19 protein-coding genes and 2 pseudogenes are annotated in these 19,367 nt (G+C 54.8%); 12 read left to right on the top strand and 9 right to left on the bottom strand.

The window, feature by feature from the left end; translation table 11 throughout:
• Nucleotides 1-34: 34 nt before the first annotated feature.
• The 3 genes from ACR0J2_RS08275 to ACR0J2_RS08265 all read right to left on the bottom strand — a co-directional run bounded on the left by ACR0J2_RS08275 (nucleotide 35) and on the right by ACR0J2_RS08265 (nucleotide 3,594).
• Nucleotides 35-850 carry a putative hydro-lyase gene (locus ACR0J2_RS08275; protein ID WP_170806643.1) on the bottom strand — a complete coding sequence of 272 codons (816 nt, stop codon included), beginning with the start codon at nucleotides 848-850 and terminating at the stop codon, nucleotides 35-37.
• Between the two features lie 74 nt (nucleotides 851-924).
• Nucleotides 925-1,821, bottom strand: coding sequence for a LysR family transcriptional regulator (locus ACR0J2_RS08270; protein WP_170806642.1), 897 nt, complete (start codon nucleotides 1,819-1,821; stop codon nucleotides 925-927).
• A 777-nt stretch (nucleotides 1,822-2,598) separates the two neighbouring features.
• A complete protein-coding gene (locus ACR0J2_RS08265) occupies nucleotides 2,599-3,594 on the bottom strand; it encodes an AraC family transcriptional regulator (protein ID WP_480812262.1) in 996 nt (331 codons plus the stop codon).
• Nucleotides 3,595-3,730: 136 nt separating this feature from the next.
• On the opposite strand from ACR0J2_RS08265, the gene ACR0J2_RS08260 reads away from it, so the two are divergent.
• Together ACR0J2_RS08260 and ACR0J2_RS08255 are read left to right on the top strand one after the other, a co-directional pair.
• Nucleotides 3,731-4,558, top strand: coding sequence for an SDR family oxidoreductase (locus ACR0J2_RS08260; RefSeq protein WP_480812261.1), 828 nt, complete (start codon nucleotides 3,731-3,733; stop codon nucleotides 4,556-4,558).
• 28 nt (nucleotides 4,559-4,586) lie between these two features.
• The gene (locus tag ACR0J2_RS08255; RefSeq protein ID WP_480812260.1) at nucleotides 4,587-5,000 is read left to right on the top strand and encodes a DUF4345 domain-containing protein; all 414 of its coding nucleotides are present in this window, start codon (nucleotides 4,587-4,589) and stop codon (nucleotides 4,998-5,000) included.
• Between the two features lie 119 nt (nucleotides 5,001-5,119).
• On the opposite strand, the gene ACR0J2_RS08250 is transcribed toward ACR0J2_RS08255, so the two are convergent.
• Nucleotides 5,120-5,611: a P-loop nucleotide/nucleoside kinase family protein gene (locus ACR0J2_RS08250; protein ID WP_480812259.1), complete on the bottom strand. Its 492-nt coding sequence runs from the start codon at nucleotides 5,609-5,611 to the stop codon at nucleotides 5,120-5,122.
• 16 nt (nucleotides 5,612-5,627) lie between these two features.
• A complete protein-coding gene (locus ACR0J2_RS08245) occupies nucleotides 5,628-6,527 on the bottom strand; it encodes a LysR family transcriptional regulator (RefSeq protein WP_480812258.1) in 900 nt (299 codons plus the stop codon).
• A gap of 96 nt (nucleotides 6,528-6,623) precedes the next feature.
• On the opposite strand from ACR0J2_RS08245, the gene ACR0J2_RS08240 reads away from it, so the two are divergent.
• The 3 genes from ACR0J2_RS08240 to ACR0J2_RS08230 all read left to right on the top strand — a co-directional run bounded on the left by ACR0J2_RS08240 (nucleotide 6,624) and on the right by ACR0J2_RS08230 (nucleotide 8,599).
• Nucleotides 6,624-7,271, top strand: a complete 648-nt coding sequence (locus ACR0J2_RS08240; RefSeq protein ID WP_170806710.1) for a class I SAM-dependent methyltransferase — start codon at nucleotides 6,624-6,626, stop codon at nucleotides 7,269-7,271.
• Nucleotides 7,272-7,541: 270 nt separating this feature from the next.
• Nucleotides 7,542-8,039, top strand: a complete 498-nt coding sequence (locus tag ACR0J2_RS08235) for a GNAT family N-acetyltransferase (RefSeq protein ID WP_480812257.1) — start codon at nucleotides 7,542-7,544, stop codon at nucleotides 8,037-8,039.
• A 212-nt stretch (nucleotides 8,040-8,251) separates the two neighbouring features.
• Complete coding sequence (locus ACR0J2_RS08230; RefSeq protein WP_480812256.1) at nucleotides 8,252-8,599, top strand: ankyrin repeat domain-containing protein; 348 nt, start codon at nucleotides 8,252-8,254, stop codon at nucleotides 8,597-8,599.
• 587 nt (nucleotides 8,600-9,186) lie between these two features.
• Here ACR0J2_RS08230 and ACR0J2_RS08225 read toward each other — a convergent pair.
• On the bottom strand, nucleotides 9,187-10,107 hold the full coding sequence (locus ACR0J2_RS08225; RefSeq protein ID WP_480812255.1) for a LysR substrate-binding domain-containing protein: 921 nt from the start codon (nucleotides 10,105-10,107) through the stop codon (nucleotides 9,187-9,189).
• A gap of 132 nt (nucleotides 10,108-10,239) precedes the next feature.
• On the opposite strand from ACR0J2_RS08225, the gene ACR0J2_RS08220 reads away from it, so the two are divergent.
• Together ACR0J2_RS08220 and ACR0J2_RS08215 are read left to right on the top strand one after the other, a co-directional pair.
• Nucleotides 10,240-11,397: an aromatic ring-hydroxylating oxygenase subunit alpha gene (locus ACR0J2_RS08220; protein WP_480812254.1), complete on the top strand. Its 1,158-nt coding sequence runs from the start codon at nucleotides 10,240-10,242 to the stop codon at nucleotides 11,395-11,397.
• Nucleotide 11,398: 1 nt separating this feature from the next.
• Nucleotides 11,399-12,454 (top strand): annotated as a pseudogene (locus ACR0J2_RS08215) (aromatic ring-hydroxylating oxygenase subunit alpha); the annotation flags it as partial.
• Here ACR0J2_RS08215 and ACR0J2_RS08210 read toward each other — a convergent pair.
• Nucleotides 12,368-13,140 (bottom strand): annotated as a pseudogene (locus ACR0J2_RS08210) (transposase). The pseudogenes ACR0J2_RS08215 and ACR0J2_RS08210 sit on opposite strands and share 87 nt — an antisense overlap.
• A gap of 415 nt (nucleotides 13,141-13,555) precedes the next feature.
• Here ACR0J2_RS08210 and ACR0J2_RS08205 point away from each other — a divergent pair.
• Both ACR0J2_RS08205 and ACR0J2_RS08200 read left to right on the top strand, forming a co-directional pair.
• Complete coding sequence (locus tag ACR0J2_RS08205) at nucleotides 13,556-13,975, top strand: hypothetical protein (protein ID WP_480812253.1); 420 nt, start codon at nucleotides 13,556-13,558, stop codon at nucleotides 13,973-13,975.
• A 417-nt stretch (nucleotides 13,976-14,392) separates the two neighbouring features.
• Entirely contained in the window at nucleotides 14,393-15,337 is a 945-nt protein-coding gene (locus ACR0J2_RS08200; protein ID WP_480812252.1) for a hypothetical protein, read from the top strand.
• 199 nt (nucleotides 15,338-15,536) lie between these two features.
• Here the strand turns inward: ACR0J2_RS08200 and ACR0J2_RS08195 are convergent, their stop codons facing one another.
• Nucleotides 15,537-16,427, bottom strand: coding sequence for a DUF2950 family protein (locus ACR0J2_RS08195; protein WP_480812251.1), 891 nt, complete (start codon nucleotides 16,425-16,427; stop codon nucleotides 15,537-15,539).
• Between the two features lies 1 nt (nucleotide 16,428).
• On the bottom strand, nucleotides 16,429-17,766 hold the full coding sequence (locus ACR0J2_RS08190; protein ID WP_170615154.1) for a DUF3300 domain-containing protein: 1,338 nt from the start codon (nucleotides 17,764-17,766) through the stop codon (nucleotides 16,429-16,431).
• A 369-nt stretch (nucleotides 17,767-18,135) separates the two neighbouring features.
• On the opposite strand from ACR0J2_RS08190, the gene ACR0J2_RS08185 reads away from it, so the two are divergent.
• From ACR0J2_RS08185 to ACR0J2_RS08175, 3 genes are all read left to right on the top strand, one after another.
• Nucleotides 18,136-18,486 carry a hypothetical protein gene (locus tag ACR0J2_RS08185; RefSeq protein ID WP_480812250.1) on the top strand — a complete coding sequence of 117 codons (351 nt, stop codon included), beginning with the start codon at nucleotides 18,136-18,138 and terminating at the stop codon, nucleotides 18,484-18,486.
• A gap of 95 nt (nucleotides 18,487-18,581) precedes the next feature.
• Nucleotides 18,582-19,013 carry a c-type cytochrome gene (locus tag ACR0J2_RS08180; protein ID WP_170806626.1) on the top strand — a complete coding sequence of 144 codons (432 nt, stop codon included), beginning with the start codon at nucleotides 18,582-18,584 and terminating at the stop codon, nucleotides 19,011-19,013.
• Nucleotides 19,014-19,023: 10 nt separating this feature from the next.
• Complete coding sequence (locus tag ACR0J2_RS08175; RefSeq protein ID WP_480812249.1) at nucleotides 19,024-19,365, top strand: copper resistance CopC family protein; 342 nt, start codon at nucleotides 19,024-19,026, stop codon at nucleotides 19,363-19,365.
• Nucleotides 19,366-19,367 lie beyond the last annotated feature (2 nt).

Raw genomic sequence — 19,367 nt, 5'->3', positions numbered from 1 at the left:
TGGTCTCCTTGTTGGTCGGGTTCGTTGTTGTCTGTCAGGTAAACGTCAGGACCGGGATCTCTGCGTCTTCGGCAACATCAGTGATCAGCATGTGCCCTGGTTTGTGCGTGATACAAAGTGGCATGCGGGCCGCTTCGAGTGCCACCTGCGGAGTCACTCCGCAGGCCCAGAACACCGGTACTTCGCCAGGGCCAATCGGTGCGGGGTCGCCCCATTCAGGACGCGAGACGTCGGTGACGCCAATTCCATCAGGATCACCCCAGTAAACCGGCGCTCCATGGGCGAGCGGGAAGCGGCGCGAGATTTCCACAACCTCCCGCACCCGCGACTCGGGTATTGCGCGCATGGAAACGACCATCTTTCCGGAAAATGGTCCGGCAGGCACCGTATCAATGTTCGAGCGGAACATGGGCACGGTCGTATTGTTTTTGATGTGCCAGACGGGCACCCCGGCGCGTATCAGCGAATGTTCGAAGGTGAATGAACAGCCCAGCGCAAAGGCTACCAGATCATCTTGCCAAATATCGCGGATATCTTTTGCCGAACCGGCAAGAATGCCGTCACGATAGATATTGTAGGCGGGCACATCCGTCCTGATATCAATGTCCCGGCCCATGGTGGACATCATTGGGTTGCCAGTGTCGGACACGCCGGTCAAAGGGCAGGGCTTCGGGTTGCGCTGGCAGTACCGCATGAAATCGAGTGCATAGGCCTCTGGCATAATGGCCAGATTTGCTTGCAGATGACCCTGTCCCAGTCCGGCGGTATGCGAGCAATATTGCCCGGAACGTATTGCGCCACGCTGTTCTGTCAGCGTTCGAGATTTCAACAATTCGTAGGTTTTGCTCACAGGTGCCCCTCCGTCGCCGACAAGGTCACAAGTTCAAGCTATAAAATCAAATCGAATAATTTTCTCATTATCGATCAGATATTTTTATCACCACTGTAACCGGTCGCGACGTCCAGCGCCATCATTGCGGCGGTTTCAATAAGATGGCTCTTCGGTTCTCCGAGATAGGAAGCGGTAAACTGGAGCGGAGAAGGCACCCAGCCCGGGTCGAACTCGGTGATGCGCCCGGCGGCGACGTATTCAAGTCCCAACACCCGCGGAAGAACAGCGACGCCGAGATCGGCTTCCACCAGCCGGAAGCAGGCAGAGAGAGAAGAGGAAGGGAACAGCGATACTTCGGGTCCGACACGTTCAAAAAGCATCTCTTTCAATTCGCGATAGGGACGCGTGTTGCGTGCATAGGTCAAAACCGGACGCTTCAGATTCAGGGCGTCTATCCCGTCGCGCCGCGACCCTGCCGCGTACCAGGCCAGATCAAAGCAGGGCAGTTCGATATTATTAACCTTATGCTCCGAAACGGGTCCCAAAAGAATCGCAAGGTCGATTTCGCGGTTCATCAGGCCATCACGCAGGTTTGAGGAAATATCCACGTTAAATTCGATTTCAAGGCGGGGGTAAAACGCGTGCAGCCGCGCCACCAGATTCGGTAACCAGCACTGCGCGATAGTCTCGGATGTGCCAAGGCGTAGACGTCCATCAACCCCCTTGGGGTCGACCACATCTCTCTCGACAAGCTCCGTCAGATGTTCGAATTTTTCCGCATGAGCCAGAAGTAGCTCTCCGCGCTTGGTCAGCCGCATCCCCCCCGAGCGCCTTTCAAACAATTCACAAGCAAGCGCGTCTTCAAGATTCTTGATCCGGGCGGTTGCGGCAGGCTGTGTTAAATTAAGTGCCGACGCCGCCCTTCGCACCCCACCGTGACGCACGACAGCAAGAAATGTCTTGAGTTGATCGATATTGATTCTAGTCATTGCAGCTTTTTCGGTTGATCTCGTCTTGACTAGTCTATCCGAACGAAATCGCATTCAACACATGCCGAATGACAGCATCGATGGATTGGGTCGCGTCACAACAAAGCCCTTCCGCGCAAGCAATACCTCCTGTGGTCAACTGTAGCCACTGCCCAATCCTGCGTTCACCAGGAACATCCGAAACCGTCATTCCTCAAACTGCCCAACGGCGATGTCAGTATCTTTCGGCGAGTGCCAATGTTGCCTCTTGACCGCTTTATCCTGCCCGGCCCCGGCGCGCTCTATCTGTAGCAGACATCCCAAGTGTTGTTCTGGAAAGTTCAACGTTGCGACGGTTCGATCTGACTATTGCGAGCCAATGGCTTATGCCCGCCAAATCGGTGCTTCTGAGCGGCTGCGATCAGGATTATCTCTGCACCGCGACAAGCTGCTCGCCGTACGCACAAGTCATTTCTGCTAGAGCAAAAGCCTTCCGTGCGAAAGACAACTTCGTGTCGCGTCTCGATTGTCGAATCCGGGTGCAGCGAAAGATCGGTTTGGGATCTGACGATCTGCGTACTTTTGAATGTCCGGTCTCGTGAAAGTCGCTGCGGCGCTTAATAGAAGCCGCCGCAGATGCGGGAAAATACTACGCCAGCAAGGTTCCGAAAACGGAATGTCGGCACAGTCCGAATAATGAACATTCGCTAAATTTCGTCGAACGTCCGCATCGAACCCCGAAGCTGACCTTCTGGACCCAAAGCTGCCAAGCTTACTGCAACACGTGTCTATTTTCGTCTAATGAGTGCCTTGCGCCTGATATTGCTGCCTGCGGATTTTCCCTGGAGACACGTTAAATACCCGTTTGAACGCTTTTCTAAAGGAAGGTTCAGATAGATACCCTACGTCAGCTACGATCTGCGAGATTGGTTGATCGGTGGAAATCAATCGTTCCCGAGCCAGATGCATCCTCCAGGTCGCAAGATATTGGATTGCCGGAACACCGACGAGCTCAGTAAAACGTGCAGCGAATGCCGACCTGGACATACCCGCAACCTGCGCAAGGGATTCGACTGTCCAGTTTGCTGCGGGTGCGCGATGTATGGCTACAATGGCGCGGCCAATCTGTTGGTCTCGGGCCGCTTTTAACCAACCGCGATTAGCGTCGGGTGCGCTGTTCAGCCATCGGCGAATGGCCTCGATGACAACCACATCGGCCAAGCGGGTAATCACTGTTTCGCCGCCCGGTCGCAATTCACGCGCCTCTCTTGCAATGAACTGCAAAGTTGCTTGTAACCAGCTCCCTGCGTCCTCTTCCCAAGGATCGATTTTGAGTACGTCGGGAAGCAGGGACATCAACATTCCACTGGCTGCATGATCTATCCTGACAAGGCCATACATGATGCCGGTTTCGACTCCGCCGCCGCCGTATTCCAGCGTTTCATAGAGCTGGGTTACCTTACGTATGGGCAGTTCTTCGAGTGTCAAAAGTGGAGTGTCTTCCGAGCTGAAGAAACCAACCGGTGCACCATTTGTCATCAGAACCAAGTCGCCTTTTTCGACTTCAAACGGCACATCTTCTCCGACCCTCAAAAAGCAACGCCCGTGTGTGATGACGGCAAAGCTCAGTACTTCGGGAATGCCCGGTATAGAAACACCCCAGGGCGCAGACATGCGCGACTGGCAGTAGAATGTGCCTGTCAGCTTCAAAAGATGAAGAATTTCCCCAAGCGGATCGCCAATCGGCTGCGCCAGTGCATCGGGGTCGGGAATGTGAGGGGTATTCTGGTTCATTACACCAGCCTGTTAGAAGCTTCCTCAATTGTCTACATTGTTTGGACGAATGGATAATAGAATAGGATGATGGAGAATACATCATCCTATATTCTTCCCTAAATTCGGGTCATTGACAGACTAACGGAGATGACCGATGACACAGAAATCCATTCTCGTGCTTGGCGCAACAGGTAAGACCGGATCACGTATCGTGAAGCGCCTGGAAGACATGGGCCATGCAGTTCGGCGTGGATCGCGGAATAGCCAAACCCCATTTGATTGGGAACAGCCGCAGACTTGGCCTGCAATCCTGGACGGTGTTTCGGCTGCCTACATTTCCTATTTTCCTGACATCGCATTTCCGGGCGCGGTCGAGCAAGTCGCGACCTTCGCGGCATTGGCCAGGGAAAAGGGACTGCAGCAGCTCGTGCTGTTGACAGGGCGCGGAGAATTCCATGCCGAGCGTGCTGAAGAGGTTGTTCGAAACTCCGGTGTGCCGTTTACGATTGTCCGCGCTGCGTGGTTTGCGCAAAACTACTCTGAAGGTGCATTGCTGGAGCCGGTAATGGCTGGTGTGTTGCCCATGCCCGCTGGTGACGTGCGTGAACCGATTATCGACGTGGACGACATTGCCGACGTCGCTGTCGCCGCCTTGACCGAGGAAGGACACACTGGCGAGCTTTACGAAGTTACAGGGCCGCGTCTTATGACTTTCGCCGAAATGGCAGCCGAGCTTTCGCGGGCAATGGGCACAACTGTGCAATACGTTCCGATTTCGTTTGATGAATTCCACGCGGAAATCATGAATGCAAGCGGTGAGATGATTGCCAACGTCATTACCAACATTGCAAGAGAAACGCTTGATGGCCGCAATTCGAATGTTGCAGACGGTGTTCAACGCGCCTTGGGGAGGGCGCCGCGCGACTTTTCCGATTTTGCAAATGAAGCCGCAAAGTCTGGCGCTTGGACACAGGCTGCATGAGTTGGTCTGACAGCAAAGGAACACAATCATGACGTTTGACGTAAAACGCAGGCTTGTCCTGGGGGTGGCGGGTTTGATCGCAGCCACCTTGGGGCTGATCATCACGCTGGCCCCACTGGGTTTTTACTCCAGCTACGGCATTGTTATTTCGCCGCAGCCGAACCTGATGAGTGAATTGCGCGCACCTGCGGCCAATCTGGTTGCACTTGGCCTTATCATCCTGTCGGGAGCGCTATACCAAAAGATGGCCCAGACAGCAGCTTGGCTTGGAGCCACTGTGTTCTTCGCCTTTGCCGCAGGGCGATTGGTCAGCCTTGCCCTTGACGGACGACCATCGGACAGCATCCTTTCTGCCCTTGGGATAGAGGTGATGCTTGGCCTGATGTGTTTCTGGGTTGCAAGCAAAGGGCGGCAAAAGAAAGTAGGCATGCACTCGTTGTAGTTGCACAAACTTCGGACTTGAGACCCTTGAAAGCTGTCTGTGAGCATTTGGCCATTCGCCGATTCAGAGCGGGTGGCCAACACACGTTAGTACGTCCGCGACATTCTGAACGGTTGCGGCTACTGATGGTGAGTTATGACGTTAAAACCTTCTTCGGGTGATGGTGGCACGAAGTATCGCGCAATACGCCGATAATGGTCTTCCGTTGCTGCAAAGGCATGCTTGCCATCTCTGTTGCGCTGTTGCAACCGACGCAAACAAACCTCATCTGGCAAGTCTAAGAAATGAAGGCGATGCTTCGCGGCTGTGTTTTCCAGAATGCAACGCATCCAATCCCTGTTTTCAATTGTGTTCGCCGGAAAGTCGAGAACGACTGAAACCCCAGCCGTCAGTAATGAAGTCACGTGCCGTCCCATGACCATTCGCAGTTTCAATGCACAATTTACATAATCCTGCAGGGAGTTCATTTGGTCGCCGAACAGGGCGCTGAGCCATTCATCTTCTGAAATGAGCACCGTCCCATCGCTACTCGCAAGTTTCGCAGCCAGACTTGATTTTCCTGAGGCGACTTTACCACAAAGCAAGTGAAGCGTTGGAATAGCATGTGACATAGGGTGAACTCCCGGATTACCTGATAGTCCCCGTGCTCAGTTGGTCAGCCAGTTGATCAAACACCAACCTGATCCTTCTTGCGGTATGCAACTCCGAGTGCGTGGCCAGCCAAATCGGGAACTTAAACGGCTCACGATCAGGGAGCACGCGCTCCACGCCGGGTGTTAAGGCAGCCACGTCATCTGACATTACGCTGATGCCAAAACCTTGGCGCACCAGCTCCCAGGATACAATCCCGCTTTGTGAGCCAATCCGGAAGCTTTTTCGGGTGACCTTAATGCCCGCCGGATCGAGAAAACCGATCATCGTGTCAATGTCGCCAAATCCGACAAAGTCCAACTTAGCGAGTTCGTTTTCATTTTTTGGCCGTCCCACCTGATCAAGGTACGAAGGTGCTGCGTAAAAATGTGCCTTCGCCTCGGCGACAAGCTTTGCGGTCAGATCTGGCTGCGTCGGGCGCACATGTCGGATGGCGATATCAGCCTCACGTCGCTGTATGTCGCGTAAGTCATTGGCTGCAACGACGTCGATCTCAAGTCGCGGTGCCGCAAGCCTGATCTTTTTCAGTATAGGCGGCAGTTGATAGGCAGACATCACATCGGACGCGGTGATCCTGACTTGCCCTTCGACAGTTTGCGACTGGCTTGTCGCGGTAAGAGAAATCCTGCTCGCGACATCCGCCATTTCTCTGACATGCAACAAAAGCTCGGTGCCAGCGGTCGTCAGACTGAGCGATTTGCCAACTCTTTCAAACAGGTTGATCCCGAGTGCCAATTCGAGCGCAGCAACCTGACGGCCGACAGTAGGCTGAGTTTGCTCAAGAACGCGCGCCGCTGCGGAAAACGAGCCTTCTTCAGCTGTCGCAAGAAAGGATCGTACCTGATTCCAGTCGAAATTGATGGCTTTCCAGTTCATGCATTTATGCATAACGCTTCTGCGGCATGTGGCAATTCCATAAATGAGTGTTTGGATGTATGGAATGCGGCAACAACCTTGAAAGAGAGTAATGAAATGGCTGCTTTGTCCAAGGATGCCGCGTTCTGGAGCAAAATCTCGCGAAAGTATGCGGCGGACCCAATCCGGAACGTGGAAGGGTATCTGAACACACTCGAACGTACGAAGTCGTACCTGAAAGCGGAGGACAGCGTACTGGAAATCGGGTGCGGTACGGGTTCAACCGCGCTGTTGCTGGCACCGCATGTGACCCATATCACTGCCTCGGATCTCGCTCCGGGCATGATCGAGATTGCCGATGAGAAGTGCGCTAAGGAAGGATTTGAGAATGTCACTTTCAAGGTGGCCGAAGTTCTTGAGCACAGTCTTGATGAAGGTTCATACGATGCGGTCTTGGCGCATAACCTGCTTCATCTCCTGCCCGATCTGGACCAAGCGCTCGAGCACATTTCCACGCTGACAAAATCCGGTGGGCTTTTCATATCCAAGACCGTCTGCGCGCCTGAGAATGGTGGTTTCAAGTATACGATGATCAGTCGGATTGCGATCCCGATCATGCAGATACTCGGGAAAGCCCCATTTGTGAATTTCGTTTCTGGATCGGTACTTGAGAGGAAAATTGAGCGCGCAGGCTTCGAAATCCTTTATACTTCCAATCAAGCCTCGATGCTGCAAAGTCGTTACATTGTTGCGCAAAAAACTTGAAGCTGCCCTTCTCTCATCTTCGTTGCTGAAAAGATCTTTACGTTGCAAAATCTAACAATTTTCAGCCTCGAATGTTCGAATGGTTCTGACTTTGTTTGCACCTTAAAAAAAGCTACTGCGAGCGGCAAGTTTGTCCGCAAAGTGGACATTCGCTGCGACTGAGCGAATTTCCACTTCGAGTCCTTCGCAGTCATAGCGTGACGTTCCGATTGAGGCTAAAGTGCATTCAGCATTTGAGAAGACATGACACCGCGCCTCGTAGATATCCCAATGCTAGAAACACGGCGCCTACGCCTTCGCGCACCGTTGGCGTCTGATTTTGAGCCATTTGTCGCGTTCCGAATGTCGGAACGGGCGTCCACGGTTGGCGGTCCATTCACGCGCTCAGAGGCCTATGGGCAATTCGGTGAACTGTTTGGCCATTGGGTTTTGCGCGGATTTGGTCGTTGGATCGTGGCCGACCGTGTCTCGGATGAGCCTCTCGGGGTTGTAGGGTTGTGGTTTCCCGAGGGTTGGCCCGAGCCTGAAATCGCTTGGTCTGTGTTCGAAGGCGGTGAGGGTAAGGGCATCGCTTTCGAAGCCTCGCTTGCAGCTCGTGAGTTTGCATATTCAGCTCTCGGCTGGACGACAGCAATCAGCTTGATCCTGGAAGACAATCGCCGGTCATTTGCTTTGGCTCGACGCTTGGGCGCTGAGTTCGAAGCACCTTTTCAACATCCTGTACTGGGCGCGATGCAAATCTGGCGTCATCCCGGGCCAGAAAATTAAGCCTAGCAAAACCTCGATGGTCTTGTCCGGTGAACTTGGGTTGAAGCGGACGGGGGGCTTTCGTACTCACTTTCGCGATTGGCTCGTTCCCGACGTTCAATGGCTTTGCCTATGCTGCCCTGGGCAGTCGTTGGTGCATGTTGCAGTTGTTTCTTGATAAGAGGTCTGCGAGCCCGGAGGCTTTCACCAGTATTTGAGTAAAGGGGTTGGCCATGTTTCGTCCTATTTTGTTCGCGTTCTTGACAGGACTCGCCGCCAACGCGGGCGCGGCGCAAACGCCGCCTTCGGTTGGTGAGGTCGTGAATTGCGACGGTCTTTTCGAAGCTGCTCATACCGGCAATGAAGAAATGATCCGGCAGCTCGCAGCGGCGGGGGCAAATGTCAACGCGAGGGACTCGCGAGGCCGCACACCAGCCCATGTGGCAGCCTTTGCTTCAGAGGATGAGGCATTGCGTGCGCTAGCCGAGGCCAGCGCCGATATGAATGCGCTTGACGGTCAGGCCAGCGACTTGGTCACGATTGCGGCCGTTCCATCAGGCATCAGCGTTGTTCGATGGTGAGTGGTACTTCGTTCAATGGTCACCGTTGAAAGCTGGCGCCAGAGCGGCTGGTTGGTCAGGATCGGCAGCCGAATTCGCAAAGGCATCGCGCGCGGTCAATATGGTGTCCAGCCAGAACACGACGGTGGCAAAAAGACAGTTTCGTCAGTGTGTGCTGGAACTGGAAGAACAAGAGAAACAGGCGATCGCGTTTGAACCGTGTGGTTAGAAAACTGTGTGATCTGATGAAAAGGAGCGAGGCGGGTTTCAGTGGTTTTCCCGACTTTCTTTTTCATTATGAACACACCAATGGCAGCAAGTAACGATGATCGGGCAGCAACACTGATCGAATCCCTCTCCGGTACGTGGTTGAGGCAAGTCTGTTCAACGACGCCGATCTGTCTGGTCGCATCCAGGCGGGTCCTACCTTGCGCCATCAACACCTCAACCTGCTGCAACTTCAAGGTAATCTCTTCGGGCTTCTACCGCTGGTTTGCCGTTCTTGGTCCTCCGTATTCTAAACATAGCGGTGGACCAGTTCAGTTGCGGAGGCTTATATTCACTGTGCCAAAGGGCCTGACACCCAGCTGGAGGTTACAACACTTTTCTCATTCAGTTTGGTCCTCAGAACGGCCACCAAAGTGCTCACTCGCAAGTGCCTTAAAACCCATGATGAACTTGCTCTGAAGATCTCTGTGATACGCAAGTACAACGTTTAGGGGGCGCAGGGTTTCGACCAACTGCAGCGCTTTTATCGTGCCTCCGCTATATGTCGTCGTCGACTCGGGCAGCATTATCAAAAACGAAAATCCGAACTCCTCAGCTACGGCGCTGCGCACGGTTTCAAGAGAATTCGACGCATAGGCTATGTCTGGATAGAGGGCCGCCTCTCTCAGCAAATCTTCGAAATAGGTCCGACTGCCTGGCCCGTCGAACATGACATATGGAATATCGCGCAAGTCAGATAATCGAACCTCTTCATTTTGTGCCAGCGGATGATTTGAAGAAATAATAACTTTCGGCTGCAAAGCGGCCAGTCTGACGATCTCCAGCCCATCCAGTGACCAGCCCCGGTCGTATGTCAGAGCCAGATCAATCTCTCCGTTTCGCAGCGCATCGCCAAGTTCAGCCAGACCATACTCTTGTTGAAACACCTGGACATCCGGATAGGTGTTTTGAAATTTTCGAATGAGCGTCGGAAGGAAAAAGGGTGAAAGGGTCCGAAATGCGCCCAGCCGAAGTTCGCCCGCCGTTTCCGAAAGCAGTGCCTTTGCCTGAGTGCCGACACGTTCAGCCTGCGCTTCAAGTTCCTTGACATGTTCCAGAAACAGGCGCCCCTGAAGCGTGAGCGACAAGCCCCGAGCATGGTGGCGATTGAACAGGACCAACCCGGTGACATCTTCAAGCTTTTGTATCGCCTGCGCGACCGAAGGCTGCGAAATGTTCAGCACACGCGCGGCCTGTGCAATGCCGCCGTATTCGGCGACGGTTCGAAAATAGGTGCATTGGCGCAAAGTGAAGCGAACCATATTTTACCTTCTTAAAGGCCATCTTTTTTAAGTTTTTATATTTTTCAGTTCGAGTGCAACATGAAATCGTCCGAGGATGACAGGCTGTCTTGGCCTGCAAATCGGGGTCACCGCATGATTGAGGAGCCACCTATGTCGTTAGACCAGGCAGTTACTGAATTGTTGAATGCCGCTCATCGGCCGATGGAAGACGCGGTTGCCATGCCTCCTTCTGTCTACACAAGTCAGGATTTCCTGCGCAGTGAGTTGGACAACGTTTTTGGCAAGGACTGGGTCTGCGTTGGACGTTCCAGCCGACTGGCAAATCCCGGTGACTACATAACCCTTGAAGTCGCGGAACAACCCATCGTCGTGCTTCGGGACAAGTCCAAAGAGCTGAAAGCGTTTTCGAATGTCTGTCTGCACCGCATGTCGACGATCGTGGAAGGCGAAGGGAACGCCCGCGTTCTGGTCTGCCCGTATCATGCCTGGACCTACGATCTGGAAGGCAACCTGCGCGGCGCACCGTTCATGAAAGAGACGACGGGTTTTTGCAAAGAAAGCTACAAGCTCCCCAAAATCCGCTGCGAGGAATGGCTGGGCTGGATTTACGTGACCCTGAACCCGGATTCAGCCCCGGTGGCCCAGCAACTGTCCGAACTGGAAGAGATGGTGTCCCAGTACGGCATGGAGAACTATGTCGAGTGCTTCCGCGAGACCCATGTCTGGGACACGAACTGGAAGGTTCTGGCCGAAAACTTCATGGAGAGCTACCACCTGCCTGTGTGTCACGCCCAGACGGTTGGTGGACATTCCAAACTGGAGGAGATGGATTGCCCGCCTGGGCTGAAGCACTTCAATTATCACTGGATCACCAAAGAGGCGTCGCTGCCGATGGGCAACGCCCATCCGAACAACACGCGCCTTGAGGGCGATTGGCGCAAGACCACCGCTCTGCTGACGCTTTACCCAAGTCACCTGATCACTCTGACGCCGGGATACTTCTGGTATCTTTCGCTGCACCCGAAAGGCACGGGCCAGGTCTCGATTGTCTATGGCGGCGGTTTGTCACCCGAATTCATGGCGGACCCGAAGGCGGATGAATATATCGCGACACTGAAGAAGCTGCTGGATGACGTGAATGACGAAGACCGCGGCTGTACGGAAAAAGTGTTCAAGGGTCTGAACTCCGGCGCGGCGCGGGCCGGACATCTCTCTTACCTCGAACGACCGATCTACGACTTCACGCAGTATCTGGCTGAGAAGACGGCCGGGTTCAACCGCGTCTTCGGACAGGAGGCCGCGCAGTAAAATGCAAATGGTTCGAAAGCAGCGGGTTGCTGAGATGGTGGGAATGCTCCATCAGGTCGCGGCCCTGCCAGAGTCGCAAGCGCAGTGCTTGCCCGGATGGTTTTACACGGACCCCGAGTTCTTTGATTTCGAGGTGAAAACATTCCTGAGCAAGGAGTGGCATTGCCTTGGCCGTGCCGACGAAATCCCAAGTGCCGGGGACTACTTTACAGCGCAGCTTTTCGACGAACCCCTGCTGGTCGTTCGCGGGGATGACGAGCAAGTCAGAATCTTGTCGAACCTGTGCCGCCATCGGGGCATGCCGATTGCCGAAGGGTCTGGTTCAACCCGTAAGTTTGTCTGCAGCTACCATGCCTGGAGCTATGCGCGAGACGGTGAGCTTTTGAACGCGCCGCGTATGCGTGACAAAGGCGTCAAAAAGGGCAGTTGCGCCTTACCGGAATTTCGCTGTGAGCAGTGGAACGGCTTTATCTATGTCAATCTGGACGATGATGCAGAGCCGCTGGCGCCGCGCCTTGAGCAACTGGAAGTTCTGCTTGGCAACTATCAGACGGACAGGATGCGCCATGTTGCAACGTTTGAAGAAGACTGGCACACGAACTGGAAGTGCCTTGTCGAGAATTTCATGGAAGCGTACCACCTGTCGGTCGTGCATCCGGAAACGCTGCATCCCTACACGCCGACGGGTTTAAGCCGAAAGGCCTTATCCGACGACACGTTCACGGCTTATTGTGCCAACTACCCATCAAGCGCCGAATCCCGTGGCATGGGCGCGCCAGGTCTGAGCGACGACGAACGCCGCCGCTCAACCTTGTTCAATGTATTCCCCGCTCAGGTGGCCAGCCAGGCCGCGACATTGCTTGTTTCTTTGTCCATCAAGCCTCTGTCCGTGGATTGCATCCGGGTGCGATGGACGATGTCGACCTATGGCGACGAGCTGACCCAGGATGAGTTGGAAGAACGCATCAAGTTATGGCACGAGGTAAATCGCGAGGATCGCGAGAAGCTGGAGAAAATGCAATCGGCGCTCAGTTCGCGCCACGCGCCGTCCGGCCATCTCGCGCCAAGCGACTATGAAGGAACCATATGGGATTTTTACCGTTACCTGTCGCGACAATTCCCTGCATGATAAAAAATGGAGGCCAGTGGATATACCTGTGTCTTTCAACATATCTCGGAACCTGTCGTCGTCGTGGTGGCGATCTCCGAGCAGACGGTCCACATTTGGTGGGCAACTGATCAGGACCCGAGCACCGATTTGATCGCTGATCTGCCCCGTCGGCAACGAACAGGTTGAGCGGGCGCCTATGGCTGTCGCAAATGGCATCAAGCTTGGTATTCAAGCCTCCTTTGGTTCTCCCGATCCGGCGACTAACCTTTATTGCGCGACCATGCTCGTCGCGGCGCGGAGTGACCTGAGATACTTGCGCAGGCTCAGCTGAACGCATGATGCTCGCCTGTTCCTATCGATCTTGACGGCCTTCTCTTTGCTGTTCTCGGCGGCAAGAACGGCCATCCTCCGGGCGAAAACACCGTCTTGTTCCAATGCTTCCACCGGCTGCAATGGGTCTTTTGCAGACCGTCGGATTCCGGATCGTCCCGCCATCCCAAACCGCCGCCATTGATGAAGATAATCTCGGCAAACACGCTTTTGGCATCAACCCGAGGCTTGCCCTGTGACTTCCGGAAATAAGGAGCGAGCTTAGCCATCTGCTCAATGGTCAGCCAATTCAGGTCGCTCATGTCGCGGCTCGGTTTTCGAACCGTGAACCTCCCATCGCAGGAAAAAATACATCCTGACCCTGGTGAGCCATTGCCCTGTTTGCCATCGGGATAATGGTTTCCGACGCAGGCGGGAAGTAGCCCACAGCACCTGAGTGGTTCCGATCCGTGTAATTTCACCCTTAACTGTAATCAATTTGCTGCTCTCACAGGAATTGTTGCCCGCATGCCAGGTAAACGGAAAGGCCAATATGGTTTTCTGGTCTTCGGGTTGAGGGTTTATCTGCCTGAAAGTTGAAATAATTACAGTGGCTTAACTTTCTTCGCGCGGCTTTAGATCAGTACGCACTTTTGAAAGTGAACTATTTTACTTTCGCGAGGGCGATGTTCTGGCAGTGTTGTCGTGTGTGAATTTGTTAGTGTTGTGTGTAGTCAGATGTACTTGGCCAAATTCGAAGAACAGTTCTGTATTGTCAGCGACATCCGCAAGGATGAGTTTTCCCGGAAGTTTTCTTTGCTCGACATGGGCGCGGTACACGCGCAGTGGAAGACAGGCTCGCGGCTGGTCACGCGGATTGGCGACATCTGGAAGCGAAGCGGAAAGGTTTTCTCCGTTCCATATGAAGGTATTGACGCGTATCCATCTTTTCAGTTTGCCGAAGATGGTACTCCGTTTCCGTTGATGGAAGATGTTTTGAAGGCGCTGCCCGTTGAAATGACCCCGTGGCAATGCGCGTTGTGGATGACCTCGCCCAAAAGTGAGCTGGGAGGCGAAGTTCCGGTCAGCTGTATTCAGTCTGGAGATGACCGTGTGGTCGACGTGGCAAGAAGTGCCACCGCAAACCGTCTCAACTAAACGACTGGCTTTCAGGACGTACGGTTAATCAGAGAACTGCTTGCCAGGTTCGAATGTCATTCAAATTGCGGCAAGGCAGTTTGGTCAGCCTCAAAGTCACTCTGTCGCCCTTTTCGCCAAGCCGCGCCCCCAAGGCGGTTTCCGAAGCCTGTGAAGCCATAACCACGAAATCGGCACTTAAGTCTAGACGGGCACTTCCAGATCAGCAGCCGTCAACGCATGAACCTCAGTGTTTTGGAAAATGAACTGCCAAGAGACCTCTCATTGCAAAAAGTGGGATTTGCGGCAACAGGCGCCCTCCGTCGTTCCTTCGACAGACATCCCTGCACGCTAAAATTGTGGTAGGTTGGTCACGAGGACATACTGGCAGGAGGTTTTCCGTTGAAACCGATATCGCTCCGTCTTGCAATCACATTCATGACAATTGCCGTCTCGGCAGGTTCGCTGCCTGATCAAGTTAAGGCGTTGTCATCGGATATCCCCGCTTGGTTGCAAAAGCATGTGGGCACGGGCGATGGCCAAATAGCTCCGATCGTCCTGAAAAGGGCGCGGGATTTGTATCAGGAAAAAGTGCGGCAGGGCGTGGTCAGAAATCCTTGCTACCTTGCAAAGGATGCAACCCGGCCCAGTACCGCGCGAAACGGCAATCCGGGACGTCGGTTTTATGTCATCTGCGAGTCTCGGAGATCTTTCCAGGCCGTCTCGTCCGGCTACGGGAATGGGCGCAAACTGCAGCGCGCCAATTTCTCGAACGGTCGGCAATGCGCGAAGAATTTCAGCAACGCTGAGGGGTCGAAACTAACCGCTGGCGGATCCTACGTGACCGCCGAGACACGAACATCCTTCAAAGGCTATTACAGTCATTCGGGTCAGACGAAACCGTTCTATCGGACGTTTCTTTTGTTTGATGGCGAAGGCGAAACGAGCAACGCACGGGAGCGCGCAATTGGCGGACATCCTGCCGTTTTCCTGAAGTGGCAATGCCGGTTCAAAAATCCGCAAAGCTCTCATGCGGATGATGACGGCTATGTCCCATACGGAAGGCTCGTGAACTATACCGGGGGCCGCAGCAACGGGTGCACGACATGGTCGCAATCCGCCTCGAAAGAGATTCTGGCCCTGGTGGAAGGGAACCCGACAACCCTCTACATCTATCCGGAAGGCAAAGACATTAACGCCGTCGCAAAGGCGGTCAAAAAGGGCAAATCGTTATCTGGGGCGGGGGTTTACTGGAACGCCGCCTGTCTACAGGCAATCGGTGCTCCGAAGTTCTGGCCCAAGCGCAGCCTCCAACCCATCATAAACCAATGGAGGGATTCTTTGCCCAAGCAACCTCCATTGGTGTTGCCGATCTGCAAGTAAGGCGGGCGGGACGAAGGCACCGATACATTGGTTTCGCGGGACAGCGCTGAAGTGCGCGATCCTTTCCCGTTTATTCGATATGGTCCAGTTGGAGCAGGCTCGTCGCTTGACGCCATCCGGTCGGCATGGTCGCCCACTTTGGGCGACCATCACTTACCAATCGCTTTGCTGCGGCGGGAAGTGCGCCGGAGATCGGCGGCTACTCAACCGGCGACCAGTCCGGGCCGGGATCGTAGATGTTGATATCGGCAGTGGCATCGAGGGTCTCGGGGCCGAAATCGGCCTCGTAAACGATACCGTTTTCACCGACCATGAAGGAATGGATGCCTGTTTCTCCGTAATCCGAAGGCACTGCAAGCAAGGCATGTCCGGCCACGAAGCGATCCCCGACAAAGTACGAGTAGGCTCCGCCAGGCGCATTCGCCCCCTGTTCGTGAAGGATGGTGAAGTAATAGCCGAGGAATGGTTCCGCCTCATAGTCGGTCTCACCGTCGCTCCACCCCGAGGCGGCGGCTCGGGCAAGTGCCGCGCCGACAAAGCTGTCGTCTTCGGGCCAGAAAAGTCCGTTTTGCTCGCCCGGGTCGGAAATGATCGTCTGCGCAAATTCCATGACGCCGTCACCGTTGTGATCCACCAGCCGGAATGCCGCCTGTAGGTCGACATAAGCCTCCAGCAAATCAATCACTTCCAGCTCATTCAAGCCGATTTCCCGGGCCGAAAGTTCTTCGATCCCGGCCTCCAGGTCAAAACGCCAGCCGTCTTCCCCGCGCAGGATTGGAATCGGGAAAGGCCAACTGTCTTCACCCAGCAGAAGAACAACCCCATCATCCTCGGGCTGAAAGCGGTACCCTTCGGCGTACATGCCAAGAACTTCCTGCCTTCTTTGCTGGTCTTCTGCCGGATCTCCCGATCCGACCAAATCTTCGGCTTCAGGTCCGAAAATTTCAAGCAACTTACTCTGATCATTTGCTTTCAGAGCATCTGCGAACGCGTCCAGCGCGCTTTGCGGAGTATCAAACCGGGCGCCGTCAGAAAGCGCGACGCCTGCGGTCGCAGCGAGCAAAACAACTGAAAATACCGATATACGCATCTTACCGTCTCCGCTTGCCTTTGGCGGCGTGCCCTCGCTTGGACGCGCTGTGAGTTCTGCTTCCGGACGCCTTTTTCTTCATCGCTTGCCCCCTGGACGCACTGGGTTTGCGCTGCGCCGTTGCGGCCTTCTTCGCCTGCGGTTTTCTGGCTGTCTGCGGTTTTTGTGCGACAGGCCGTTTCGCCGCATCGGGTCGTTTGGTCCGATCAACGGCCTGTTGTTTTGCAGCGGCCTTGTCCCGGTCGACGTTGCCCCGGTTTATCTGCGGCAACGGTTTTTTCCCACCGCTCCGATTTGCCAGAGCACCACCGGCCACGGCCCCTGCACCTGCGCCAGCCGCAACGGCAGCCGCCGCACGGTCGCGGCTGATGTCCGCGGCGCCGGACTCGCGGCTCAGTTTTGACCGCAATTCATCCGTGCGACCCTCGGGGCGGTTGACCGGCAAATTGCCGCGACCCCCTTCTGGTCTTTTGTGATTGGCGATTTTGTCTCGGGCTTGCTGCTGACGGCCAGGATCGGGTTTCCATCCGATATCCGTGCGGTTGCCCAGATCAATGTTGTTGCCGATGTTGACGTTTCCATCGACGTCAATGTCGATGTTCGGGTTTCTGTAAATCGGGCCACCGCCCCAGCCACCGCAGTTCCGGCACCCCCAATAGCCATACCAATCGTCGTCGTCGTCAAAAATCTCGTCGATCAGGGCGACGGTGCCAAATGTCAGCAGGGCCGCGCCTGCAACGTCCCCCACCGACGGTCCCGTATAGACGGTCTCAGGGTTATACTGCGGGACGTATACGGTTTCCGGCTCTGTCGGTGTAATGACAACCGTGTCTTCTTCCGTCACCTCGACAGTTTGCGCGGGCCCGGACACAAGCGCTCCGCTGTCAATCGCCTGGTCCCGCATGACTTGAACCGCATCCAGCACATCATCGGACTGCGCCAGCATGGCCGTTCCCACCGTCTCGGTCCAATCGACATGGGTGGCCATCTGACCGACGACTTCGGGAAACGCTGTCGCCAACACACTGACCGAAGGATCCCAGCCCATGGCTTCAATTTCCGGACCAAGCTCGGAGGCGTCTCGGTCGGCGTTGTCCAGCAAATACCGTTCGGCCTTCACGATCTCCAACGGCTGCGTCGCCGCGACCAAAATCTGTATCAGCAGCGTATCAGGATAAAGAGCGACCGGAGCGACCAGGGTCTGCAACTCAGCATCAGTCAGAAGATCGGACGAAGTGGCCGAGGCGTTTTCCGTCGCAGCAGCGTCATCAGATGCCTCTTGTGCGAACAAGGTCGTAGATGCGCAAATACCGAGCGCAAATATTAGATATCTAAACATATTGCGATCCTTCAATTTCTTGAAGGATCACCCAAGACCGCGATTCTGGCAACCGGGCGGTCTTACAGACATTTGTTGGAGGCGAAACCGTCGCTGGAGGCATCCCCGTGCGCCGGACCCTGCGACCGAAAGCATAGGGAAAATGTCGCAAACTCAACGAGCAAACGTTTGGCAATTGCCCCTTTTGCGGCATTTCGGCGCAAATTCTACCGTGATCGCGCGGTGGGGTGACAGAACCGCTTTGGTTTCCCATTTGCCACCAACCACTTTGTCGGCGAGACAGGCCAATTGATGACCCCCGTGTATGCCTGCGCCAAGTTCTATTCCTGTGTTGTTTTGTTCCAATTTGCGTAATAGGTTTCCGCCGAAATGATTTTGCAGCGGATAATATCGGTGGTCCTGGCAGCAATTCTGGTCTTATTGACCGGGTTCGCAAGTGTTGCCCATGACATGCCGCTGCATTGCAACGATGGACATTGTGACGAAGTTCAGTTTTTGGAGCGATCTCCGCACTTGGTTCGTTTGTCGCCGACCGGCCATCACGAAACGGACGGCGCAGACCATGATGGATGCAATCCTTTCCTCTGCAACTTGATGTTACTTGCCTCCGAGACGTCGGATGCATCACCAGACCAGTTCGAACAGGTATTGAATTGGCAGGTAAGCGAACTTTCGGCGCTGCGTGAGCCGGAACATCCTGACAGACCACCTAACTTCTGAAACGGCACTTCGACGCCGGGTGCACGCGCCTGGTGTTTCTGCTTGGCCGCCGCTCAGCGCGGTCAATATTCTGTTTCATAAAGTCAGGAAGAACCATGAACCGAAAATATCTCGTTATCGGTGTGTGTGCCGTGGCGGTCGCTGCTGCCTCCATTATGCTGCGGCCCGGTACGTCTGAAATTGCCACTCCGTCGTCCCCTGCCGCAGGGGGTGCCTTGGTGGCCGTTCAAATGCCCACGATCGAGGGCAAAGCCGCCATTGGTCAGCGCATCTTCGACGAGGCTTGCGCCGCGTGCCACGGCACCAATGCTGTTGGAATTGAAGGTGCCGGACCGCCACTGATCCATGTTATCTATGAACCCAGCCATCACGCCGACGAATCCTTTCAGCGCGCAGTTGCGACAGGTGTAAGAAGCCATCACTGGTCGTTCGGAGATATGCCGCCGGTCGAAGGCTTAACCCGTGGCGACGTTGCCATGGTTGTCGCCTATATCCGCGAAATCCAGCGGGCCAACGGAATTAACTGAGGAACACTCTATGAAGACGATCACGATCCTTGCTCTGCTTGCCACGCTTGCCACGGGTGCGCTTGCGCATTCCCGCGTGGACACGACGACGCCAGAAAACGGTGCGACGATTGCGGAAGTCCCGTCTGAAATCAGTTTCAACTTTGCGGACGACATCCGTCTGACCCGAGTGGAGATGACCCATCAGGATCTTCATTCGGTCCCGCTCGATATTGGGAACCAGACCAGTTTTGATCGTCTCTTCACCCTCCCGCTTCAGGATATGGGGGCAGGCGCCTATCGCATAGAATGGCGCGGTCTGGGCGTGGACGGCCATGCGATGCAGGGCGAATTTTCCTTTACGGTTGACTGAGG

The organism is Ruegeria sp. CG4, assembly GCF_056537185.1.
The sequence above is the reverse complement of the archived record's forward strand: the minus strand, read 5'-3'. Positions and strand labels throughout refer to the sequence as shown.

Bases quoted from the DNA above. Each gene is read 5' to 3' on its own strand.
- ACR0J2_RS08270 (WP_170806642.1), bottom strand. From the start codon at position 1,821: ATGACTAGAATCAATATCGATCAACTCAAGACATTTCTTGCTGTCGTG.
- ACR0J2_RS08265 (WP_480812262.1), bottom strand. From the start codon at position 3,594: ATGAACCAGAATACCCCTCACATTCCCGACCCCGATGCACTGGCGCAG.
- ACR0J2_RS08260 (WP_480812261.1), top strand. From the start codon at position 3,731: ATGACACAGAAATCCATTCTCGTGCTTGGCGCAACAGGTAAGACCGGA.
- ACR0J2_RS08255 (WP_480812260.1), top strand. From the start codon at position 4,587: ATGACGTTTGACGTAAAACGCAGGCTTGTCCTGGGGGTGGCGGGTTTG.
- ACR0J2_RS08250 (WP_480812259.1), bottom strand. From the start codon at position 5,611: ATGTCACATGCTATTCCAACGCTTCACTTGCTTTGTGGTAAAGTCGCC.
- ACR0J2_RS08245 (WP_480812258.1), bottom strand. From the start codon at position 6,527: ATGAACTGGAAAGCCATCAATTTCGACTGGAATCAGGTACGATCCTTT.
- ACR0J2_RS08240 (WP_170806710.1), top strand. From the start codon at position 6,624: ATGGCTGCTTTGTCCAAGGATGCCGCGTTCTGGAGCAAAATCTCGCGA.
- ACR0J2_RS08235 (WP_480812257.1), top strand. From the start codon at position 7,542: ATGCTAGAAACACGGCGCCTACGCCTTCGCGCACCGTTGGCGTCTGAT.
- ACR0J2_RS08230 (WP_480812256.1), top strand. From the start codon at position 8,252: ATGTTTCGTCCTATTTTGTTCGCGTTCTTGACAGGACTCGCCGCCAAC.
- ACR0J2_RS08225 (WP_480812255.1), bottom strand. From the start codon at position 10,107: ATGGTTCGCTTCACTTTGCGCCAATGCACCTATTTTCGAACCGTCGCC.
- ACR0J2_RS08220 (WP_480812254.1), top strand. From the start codon at position 10,240: ATGTCGTTAGACCAGGCAGTTACTGAATTGTTGAATGCCGCTCATCGG.
- ACR0J2_RS08205 (WP_480812253.1), top strand. From the start codon at position 13,556: ATGTACTTGGCCAAATTCGAAGAACAGTTCTGTATTGTCAGCGACATC.
- ACR0J2_RS08200 (WP_480812252.1), top strand. From the start codon at position 14,393: ATGACAATTGCCGTCTCGGCAGGTTCGCTGCCTGATCAAGTTAAGGCG.
- ACR0J2_RS08195 (WP_480812251.1), bottom strand. From the start codon at position 16,427: ATGCGTATATCGGTATTTTCAGTTGTTTTGCTCGCTGCGACCGCAGGC.
- ACR0J2_RS08190 (WP_170615154.1), bottom strand. From the start codon at position 17,766: ATGTTTAGATATCTAATATTTGCGCTCGGTATTTGCGCATCTACGACC.
- ACR0J2_RS08185 (WP_480812250.1), top strand. From the start codon at position 18,136: ATGATTTTGCAGCGGATAATATCGGTGGTCCTGGCAGCAATTCTGGTC.
- ACR0J2_RS08180 (WP_170806626.1), top strand. From the start codon at position 18,582: ATGAACCGAAAATATCTCGTTATCGGTGTGTGTGCCGTGGCGGTCGCT.
- ACR0J2_RS08175 (WP_480812249.1), top strand. From the start codon at position 19,024: ATGAAGACGATCACGATCCTTGCTCTGCTTGCCACGCTTGCCACGGGT.